The organism is Candidatus Babeliales bacterium (assembly GCA_035944115.1).
Classification (GTDB): Bacteria; Babelota; Babeliae; order Babelales; family Vermiphilaceae; genus DASZBJ01.
Map to the genome: position 1 here is coordinate 1 of DASZBJ010000025.1, position 8,563 is coordinate 8,563.

The 8,563-nt window shown below is 38.9% G+C and carries 10 protein-coding genes; 1 reads left to right on the forward strand and 9 read right to left on the reverse strand.

From position 1 onward, the window contains the following. Window positions 1-119, forward strand: a 119-nt coding sequence (locus tag VGT41_02860; protein ID HEV2601213.1) for an IS5/IS1182 family transposase, incomplete at its 5' end; no start/stop codon positions are given. A gap of 14 nt (window positions 120-133) precedes the next feature. Here VGT41_02860 and VGT41_02865 read toward each other — a convergent pair. The 9 genes from VGT41_02865 to VGT41_02905 all read right to left on the reverse strand — a co-directional run. Further along, window positions 134-697, reverse strand: coding sequence for a GNAT family N-acetyltransferase (locus VGT41_02865; protein ID HEV2601214.1), 564 nt, complete (start codon window positions 695-697; stop codon window positions 134-136). 19 nt (window positions 698-716) lie between these two features. Further along, window positions 717-1,742, reverse strand: coding sequence for a GNAT family N-acetyltransferase (locus VGT41_02870; protein HEV2601215.1), 1,026 nt, complete (start codon window positions 1,740-1,742; stop codon window positions 717-719). 19 nt (window positions 1,743-1,761) lie between these two features. Further along, window positions 1,762-2,382, reverse strand: a complete 621-nt coding sequence (locus VGT41_02875; GenBank protein ID HEV2601216.1) for a GNAT family N-acetyltransferase — start codon at window positions 2,380-2,382, stop codon at window positions 1,762-1,764. Window positions 2,383-2,401: 19 nt separating this feature from the next. After that, window positions 2,402-3,382 carry a GNAT family N-acetyltransferase gene (locus VGT41_02880; GenBank protein HEV2601217.1) on the reverse strand — a complete coding sequence of 327 codons (981 nt, stop codon included), beginning with the start codon at window positions 3,380-3,382 and terminating at the stop codon, window positions 2,402-2,404. 467 nt (window positions 3,383-3,849) lie between these two features. Then, entirely contained in the window at window positions 3,850-7,296 is a 3,447-nt protein-coding gene (gene dnaE / locus VGT41_02885) for a DNA polymerase III subunit alpha (GenBank protein HEV2601218.1), read from the reverse strand. Between the two features lie 107 nt (window positions 7,297-7,403). Further along, window positions 7,404-7,775: a hypothetical protein gene (locus VGT41_02890; GenBank protein HEV2601219.1), complete on the reverse strand. Its 372-nt coding sequence runs from the start codon at window positions 7,773-7,775 to the stop codon at window positions 7,404-7,406. 9 nt (window positions 7,776-7,784) lie between these two features. Further along, entirely contained in the window at window positions 7,785-8,042 is a 258-nt protein-coding gene (locus tag VGT41_02895) for an EndoU domain-containing protein (GenBank protein ID HEV2601220.1), read from the reverse strand. Between the two features lie 25 nt (window positions 8,043-8,067). Then, window positions 8,068-8,454: a hypothetical protein gene (locus VGT41_02900; protein HEV2601221.1), complete on the reverse strand. Its 387-nt coding sequence runs from the start codon at window positions 8,452-8,454 to the stop codon at window positions 8,068-8,070. After that, window positions 8,442-8,563: IS5/IS1182 family transposase (locus VGT41_02905; protein ID HEV2601222.1), on the reverse strand; the 122-nt coding region annotated here is incomplete at its 5' end. The genes VGT41_02905 and VGT41_02900, both read right to left, overlap by 13 nt.

Sequence of the window (8,563 nt, forward strand, 5' to 3'; positions counted from 1 at the left end):
TGATTGGAATGATAAAACGATTCAAAATAGTTTCTGACAAGTACCGTAATCGAAGAAAGAGGTTTGGATTACGTTTTAATCTCATTGCGGGAATATGTAATTTTGAGTTAACTAAATGAGTTTCAGAAGAGGTCTAATACATAAGTTCAGGGAGGATATTTTTAAATGGTTCAGGCTCTATCTTGCTGAATCCTGAAATATCATACTCCATGCCGCCCCATATTCCTCCGGTTTTAGATCCGCCAGCACTATACATTTGTTGTAATGTTTCTGTTTTTACGACATCAACTTGTTGTGGTATAAAAGTTACTTTTTTAAATCCTCGATTGGCACATTCTTGTAATGCGAGTTGGGCAATAAGGCGACCATATTGTTTTTTACGTACTGCTGGATCCACATATAATAGTTCTATAAAAGCAATGGGGCCTCCTGCTATAACGCGACCCGCATTGTCCACAGTATATATGTTACAATTTATGTATCCGACATATTTATTATTTTTTAGGTTGTTTGCCTGTGCTTCATAAAGGCTAATATGGAACTCTGTATCCTTTAGATCATAATGCGCGCAGATTTTTAGGTTGGCATCAGGCACATCAAAAAGAACCTTCGCATAGTCTTGGTCCGCCTGTATGATCGCGGCGCTGTATAGGAAGCTGCCAATAATGGTGGCTTTTATTATATTTTTTAGTTTCATAACAACTCTCCGTTTATTTTTATAGTTTGGCTTTTGGTTGATTGTAATGTTCAATTAACTCAGCGATATCCAGGCGTTTAGTGTGACGTGCAAAATCGGCAGCATTCTGTTTTGTTTCTGGAGTAAAATGGCCAATGCGTAGGACTTCATTAAGATCATCTTTTGTAAAACGCTTGTTTCTCATCATGGTAATCAGCACAGAGAGACCGTACTTGTCCTGCACATTTACGCGAGCTCCGTGTGCGATTAGATATTTGAGGATATCGCGATGACCAGCGTTGGCAGCGTGCATCAGGGCTGTTTTACCCGCTAAGTCTTTTGTATCTAGGGGAGCGTTTTGAGAGATAAGATAGTGTACAATATTAGAATGTCCTGCAATGGTTGCTTGTATAAGTGCTGTCTGTCCTTCTTTTTCCTCCTGAGCTTCTGGACTTACTCCCTTTTTTAATATTCGTTTTACTTCTTGTAGGTTATCTGTTCTTGCTGCCTGAAGGAGTTTTGTATAATACATAACATCAGAGAGTTTTTTTGAATTAAATGGTTCAGGAGCTGTTTTGAGATATGTTGAAATATCATATTCCATTTCCTTTTTATTTCCTGGAGTTGGCGTAGCTCCGCTTGCTTTGTATAGATCGCGCAGGACTTCTGTCTTTACGGTGTCAATTTGTCCTGGGATAAAAGCGACTTTTGTAAATCCTTGATTTGCCAATTCTTGTAACGCGAGTTGGGCAATGAGACGGCCATAATTTTTCTGGCGGGCTTCAGGCATAATATACAGCAGGATTATATATGCTTCAGGAACATTTTTGTTTGTTGTGCATTCTATAAAACCAATCAATCTATTGTTTTTAAGATTATGTATTTTTGCTTCATACAGAGCAATTTTAAAAAATGTTTTTTCTATACTGTAATGTGCACAAACTTGGAGTTTTTCATTGGGCAGCTTAAAGAGGACTTTAGCGTATTCCTCGCTTGCCACCATGATTGCGGCGCTGCATAGGAGGCTGCCAAGAATGGTGGTTTTTATTATATTTTTTAGTTTCATTCTAACGCTCCATTTATTTTTATAGTTTCGCTTTTGGGGGAAAGAGTTCGCCAAGGACGTCTTCAAATGGTTCAGGTGGCATCTTACTGTATGCTGAAATATCGAATTCCATAAGATCGAATCCCGTTTCTTTTAAACCGAGATTCGCCTTCTTTGTTGTTTTGTGTATAACAATTCCAGAAATTGGTACTGGAAGAGCGGCCCGAGCGCCTCCAGCCATGTATATTTTTCGTAACGTTTCTGTTTGTACATTATCGATTGCCGCAGGTGCGAAAATGACTTTTTTAAATCCTTGATTTGCAAATTCTTGTAAGGCGAGTTGTGCGAGTATGCGGCCGTAATTTTTTTTACGTGCTTTTTGCTCAATAGATAATAGAGCTATGTAGGCGAAATTGCTTTTTTTGTCAGCTCTGCATCTTATCCTTCCCACACAATCATTGTTTTTTAGGTTATTTGTCTGTGCTTCATAGAGATCGATGCCAAAACGATCATCAAGTATGATATAATGGGCACAAATCGAGATATTTTCTTCCGGTATATCAAAAAGGACTTTCGCATATTCTTGGTCAGCGTGGATGGTCGTGGCGCTGTATAAAATGCTGCCTAGGAATAACGTTTTTATTATATTTTTTAACTTCATAATAACTCTCCATTTGTTTTTATAGTTTGGCCTTTGGCTTGTCATAATTTTCGATGAGTTCAGCAATATCCGGACGATTTATGTAGTCGCGTCGAGCATATTCAATGGCTTCTTCTTTTATTTCTGGAGTAAAGTTGCTTATGCGTAGAATTTCAGCGATATCATGCTTTGTAAAATGTTTATTGCCTATCATCGCGGTAAGAAGAGAGTATTTAGATTTGTGCATTCCAGTAGTTATGTTTACATCAGCACCTGCTTGTGAAATGAGATGCTTAATAATATTTAAGTGGCCAGCGCGCGCTGCAAGCATGAGGGCTGTATCTTCTGATAGGGGGTCAAGGTCATGGGAATTAGGATTAACTCCTTCATGCAAGACAGAGATAAGTTTTTTTAGATCGTTTTTCCAGGCTGCTGCCAGCAGATTTTTATAGTACATAAGATCATTTAGAATTTTTACATCAAAGCTTTTGGGTTTTTGTTTTTCGAGTAGGGAGGTGTCGTATTCCATGTCTCCAAGTTTGCTGCTGGGTTTTGCTCCGGTCATACTGTATATTTGTTCTAATGTTTCGGTAGGTATAGTCTCAAATCCCATTGGAGTTAACGTTACTTTTTCAAATCCTCGATTTGTACATTCTTGCAATGCCAACTGTAAGAGGAGGTAGAAATATCGGTTTCTGCGTTCTTTTGGATTAACGTATATAGCTTCTATATGCGCGCGATGAGTATTTTCGTTTGTTGTGCAATGTATATATCCAACAGGTTTGTTATTTTTTAGATTATGGGCGTGAGCTTCGTAGAGAGTAATCTTAAAGCCATGTTCATGGTACCTTCCGCTATTTTTTATGTAATAACGAGCACAAACCTTGATGTTTGGATTATCGGGAGAGGTAAATAAAACTTTTGCGTATTCTGCTTGTATGGTGCCAGCGCTATGCAGGTTTACAGGGCCTAGTATTAAAGCGCTCAGGAATAATGTTTTTATTATATGTATAGCTTTCATTGCAACCCCCAAAAGAATCAAACTGTTTTTATTTTTATTCTATTTGATTTCTCATAGAAAACTCAATGGTTTTGTTGAGGAGATGTCATTTAGAGGGGAAAGGGGGTGCGATCTCCAGTAAAATACGCTTAAAAGGCCAGATTTGCGTAGGTTCCATGTAAAGATGGGGTTCATCATGTCTACGAAGGGGTAGCGGTACGATCAGGAGATATAGCCTTCAGTCGTTGCGAGCCTGCGAAGCAATCCAGATAATAAAACAATGAATCCAAATAAATATCTCTTTTGTCGCGCCTTACCGGCGCATAATTCACTGGATTGCTTCGCAGGCGCGCAACGACGATAGACAACATCTTTCTCCATAGCAATCCTCTATAGCGCGTAATACTCTTTTCTTACTGAGTATAGACAAAAAAACTAATTTCTTAGATCGAACTTGCGTTGATAAAACACCCTTAAAAAGGCCTCATCTACGCCTCTAGCGTAATATCAATATTGAACTGCTCAATCGATTGGATATTTTCCATATCCAGAGCTATCTTTTCACGAGTGGTTATTTTTAAATGTTTGCCATTTTCATGCAGGGTAAGCTCAAGAGGAATTTTGCCCTTAATAAGGCTTTTTTTAAGCTGTTCTACTTGCCGTTCATCAATGGACTCAGGAATTGCAAATGATGCTTTGGTAATTGCGCCCCATTCTTGGAAAAACAGTTCTATAGGCACAAATTCATTGGCCTTTATTTTACACTTTTGATCGGAAGCGAGATCGAGCCCACCTTTGATGACAAAAACTTGATAGGCATCAAGCCATGCTTCTACTTTCTTAAACACACGGGGAAAGAGAATTATTTCTGCAGCGCCACTGGCATCTTCAAGTTGTACAAACGCCATAGGGTCACCTTTTTTGGTGACTATTTTACGGAAACTTTTTATGATGCCGCAACCGGTTACAATTGCTTCTTCGCTACGGAGCTCTTTTTTTGACGCTTCCAGTAGGTCGGTGAAGGTTGCAATATTGAGCATTTTCAGCTGTTTGCTATATGTTTCTAGTGGATGGGCGCTCAGATAAAAACCAACAACCTCTTTTTCTTTTTCTAATTTTTCTTTATCCGTTAGCTCTGCAAGCGGTGTGAAAGCGTAGAGCTCTTGGATGTCGGATGATTTATTGTTCATCAATCCAAACAGATCCATTTGTCCGGTTTCGAGTGCACGTTTTCTTTCTACAGCAAGATCCATGATGCGGCCTAATTCAGCCAGTTTTTGTGCACGGTTACCGGGTAATGTATCAAGAGCGCCTGCCAAAATAAGATGTTCAATAATTCGCTTATTAGAAGTCCGTAAATCAATACGAGTGCAAAAGTCGAGGATGTCTGCAAACGGTTTTTTTGTTCTTACTTGAATAATGTTTTCTAAAGCAGCAAGTCCAACGTTTTTGATTCCTTGCAGTCCAAAAAGGAGGTTGCCATTTTTTACGCTAAAATCGACTTCTGATTCATGAATGTTGGGAGGATGAATTTCCAATCCCATATCTTTTGCTTCTTGCAGATAAAATGCCATTTTTTCTGCATGGGTTGCTTCAAGCGAAATAAGGCATGCAATAAATTCGGGTAAATAATTTGCCTTTAAAAATGCGGTCTGATATGCGATGAGTGCGTATGCAGCAGAGTGCGATTTATTAAATCCGTACCCGGCAAAGTAGGCCATAAGGTCAAAGAGTTCGCCCGCTTTTTTGGCATCGAATTGCCGTTCTTTTGCCCGTACTAAAAAGAGCTCTCGTTGCTCTGCCATGACGTCCGCTTTTTTCTTACCCATTGCACGACGTAAAATATCGGATTCTCCGAGCGAGTAACCGGCGATGGTGGAAGCAATTTTCATCACCTGTTCTTGGTAGACAATAACGCCGTACGTCTCTTCAAGAATTGGCTTTAGCTCAGGAAACAAATAAGGAATTTTTTGTCGCCCATGTTTTCGTTCAATAAAATCATCGACCATTCCAGAACCAAGCGGTCCAGGACGATAGAGCGCGTTTACCGCAATGATATCTTCAAATTTTTCCGGTTGCAGTTTGCGCAGCACCTCTTTTAGGCCATCAGATTCTAACTGGAAGACTCCCGACGTTTTGCCTGCGCAAATGAGTGCAAAGGTATTTGCGTCATCAAGCGGTAGTTTGTCGACATCAAGGTACACACCATGATTTTTTTGAATTAATTTTACGACGCGGTCAATGAGCGTTAAGTTTTTGAGTCCAAGAAAATCTATTTTTAAAAAACCAAGGCTTTCAAGTTCGGTCATTGCATATTGTGTTACCAATTCATTACTTTTTGGCGGAATATACACCGGTAACATTTCATCAATCGGCTCTGGTGAGATCACAATACCGGCAGCATGTTTTGATGCATGGCGGGTGAGTCCCTCAAGCCGTAACGAGATATCAAACAGCTGTTTTACTTTTGGATTACTGGCGATCATCTCTTTGAGCTTAGGTTCTTGTTCAAGTGCTTCGTTGAGCGTTATCTTCAGCTGCTCAGGAATTAAATTAGTGATGCTATTAGAATCTTCAAATGAAAAGCCCAGTGCGCGTGCTACATCCTTCAGCACTCCTTTTGCCATCATGGTACCGAACGTGATGATTTGGCATACTTTGTCATGTCCATATAAATCGCGGACATAATTGATAACCGTTTCTCGGCCTTCGATACAGAAATCGATATCGATATCGGGCATGCTGACCCGTTCGGGATTAATAAATCGTTCAAAAAGAAGATTATATTGCAACGGATCGATATTGGTAATTTCAAGCGCCCATGCAACGAGCGATCCAGCTGCTGATCCACGACCCGGTCCTACGGGAATATTATTCGCCCGTGCCCACTGAATAAAATCACTCACCACCAAGAAGTAACCGACAAATCCGGTGCTGATAATTAAATCCATTTCAATTTTCAGACGATCATCATATTCCTGCTCTCGCGTCATGACGATGCGGTCAGCATCTTTTAATTTTTTAAGACCGCGTTCAGCTAAATGTTGGAAATATGATTCTGGAGTAAATGATTCAGGCACTTGGAATTTTGGGAAAAATAGTTTGCCCGTTTCGAAATCAAAATTACACATGTCAGCTATTTTGCCGGTATTCCACACCGCTTCCGGATGATCTTTAAATAGCTCAAGCATTTCGCTTTGCGTTCGGATATGCACGCGACAATCGCCAAATGTGTACCGGCTAGGGTCATCCATCTTGTTATGCGTTTGAACAGAAAGCATTACTTCATGCGCATAATGATCTTGCGGTGTTGGATAATGGCAATCACCGGTTGCAACTAGTGAGATATTCTTTTTTGCGCTCCATTCATAGAGCATGCTGTTAAGCTTTGCCTGCACTGCTTGATCTTCTGGTTGTACTTCTAAGTAAAAACGATCTCGTCCAAATACTTCCAGAAACCAATCCATCCGTTCTTCTGCTTCTTGAATTTGACCGTTCATGAGCAATTTTGGAATATGACCACCAAGGCATGCCGATAGAGCAATTAAGCCTTCTGAATGTTGTTTCAAAATCGCATAATCGATACGAGGCTTAAAATAAAAACCTTGTTGAAAAGAGAATGAGATTAGTTTGCATAGATTTTTATAGCCAATCTCATTTTGAACCAACAAGATAAGGTGATAATATTTATTGTCCGATGATTTTACGGCAGCATCGTCGGTAAAGTATGCTTCGATGCCCAAAATCGGTTTGATACCCGCTTTCTTACATTTCTGGAAAAATTTTACCGCGCCGAAGATGTTACCATGATCAGTGATGGCAAGCGCTTTTACTTTGTCTGCTTTGCCATAATTAATGAGTGCATCAAGAGATATCGCTCCATCCAGGAGCGAAAAGTCAGTATGAAGATGCAGGTGCGTAAAATGTTGTTCCATGCAATGGAGACCTCATTAATAAACGGTTAATAGTTACACAATTTTTCTTATTGTACGGGATATTTTGTTAAATGTTGAGTAATTTAACGTGAGTTTTAGAACGGGATTTAATGAGGGTTACATCCTTTTAAAATATATGAATCGCCTTTTTTAAAGATAGTTATTTCTGCTGGCCGCAATTTAACTAACTGTTCCCATTGATCAAGAATTGAAAGTAATTCTTGTTGGGGCATTTGTATGCACGGTTCAAAATCATCATCAAACCGACACGCAAGCAAAACATTATCACTCTTTTTTTCCACTATAGTATAATTACCGGCAATATTAGCGTAATTGTTATCGATTAAAAATTCTTTAAATGATGATATCCTCTGTAATCCAATATCATCTGAAAGAAGCATTGCCAATATGCCTATATCTAGTGTGGATCCATCAAAAAGGTAAACGTTCTCTACCAAAACAAGTTTCGCATAATCCATATAATCCCCTTATAACATAGGATATGATGTAACCAATTCTCCTGCGAGATCAAAAATTATTGTAATAAGAATCTTTTCTGTTGTAATTCCTACATACACCCATCGGTCCCTCTCGCGACTAGGCTTTTTTATTGGATTCGATAAAGATTCTTGAATTTTTTCCATAACTTTTTCTGGTGACCAATCAGCTGGAAACCTTGTTCTACAGCATTTTACGTTCTGTAGAGATTCTACGGTTTTTTTTGGTGTACCACTGAATCTACTCATAAAATTACTCATTGTCTTAACTATTCTATGCAACAAGATTTCGTCCTTCTAAAATGTATGAATCATTTTTTTTAAAGATAATTATTTCTGCCGGTCGCAATTTAACAAGCGCTTCCCATTGATCAAGGATGGATAATAATTCTTTTTGGGGCATTTGTATACATGGTTCAAATAAAATAGGTTCAAACTCACAACCAATCAGCACATCATCCCCTTCTTTCTCAATTACTGAATAATTACCCCCTGTCTTTATCTGGTTAGGATCATTTAAAAATTCTCTATAGAAAGGTATGCTGTACGAACTAACATCATCAGTAAGAAAACCTTCTAAAATCCAAAAGTTTTCCTTGCTTGGTCCACTACTCAAATAAGTACCTTCAATTAGGTTCTGTTGAGTTTTTATCGTAACCATAAACATGCTCCCACAAATGCAAGAAAAGACAGGAAATTGCGCTTTGATTTATCAAAACGTGAAAAAACCCGTCTAAAATGTTTCATTTTTCCGAAGCAACATTCTATTA

Excerpts from the sequence above, each read along its gene's own strand:
- VGT41_02875 (HEV2601216.1), bottom strand. The coding sequence starts at position 2,382 with ATGAAGTTAAAAAATATAATAAAAACGTTATTCCTAGGCAGCATTTTA.
- VGT41_02870 (HEV2601215.1), bottom strand. The coding sequence starts at position 1,742 with ATGAAACTAAAAAATATAATAAAAACCACCATTCTTGGCAGCCTCCTA.
- dnaE (HEV2601218.1), bottom strand. The coding sequence starts at position 7,296 with ATGGAACAACATTTTACGCACCTGCATCTTCATACTGACTTTTCGCTC.
- VGT41_02880 (HEV2601217.1), bottom strand. The coding sequence starts at position 3,382 with ATGAAAGCTATACATATAATAAAAACATTATTCCTGAGCGCTTTAATA.
- VGT41_02865 (HEV2601214.1), bottom strand. The coding sequence starts at position 697 with ATGAAACTAAAAAATATAATAAAAGCCACCATTATTGGCAGCTTCCTA.
- VGT41_02895 (HEV2601220.1), bottom strand. The coding sequence starts at position 8,042 with ATGAGTAGATTCAGTGGTACACCAAAAAAAACCGTAGAATCTCTACAG.
- VGT41_02900 (HEV2601221.1), bottom strand. The coding sequence starts at position 8,454 with ATGGTTACGATAAAAACTCAACAGAACCTAATTGAAGGTACTTATTTG.
- VGT41_02890 (HEV2601219.1), bottom strand. The coding sequence starts at position 7,775 with ATGGATTATGCGAAACTTGTTTTGGTAGAGAACGTTTACCTTTTTGAT.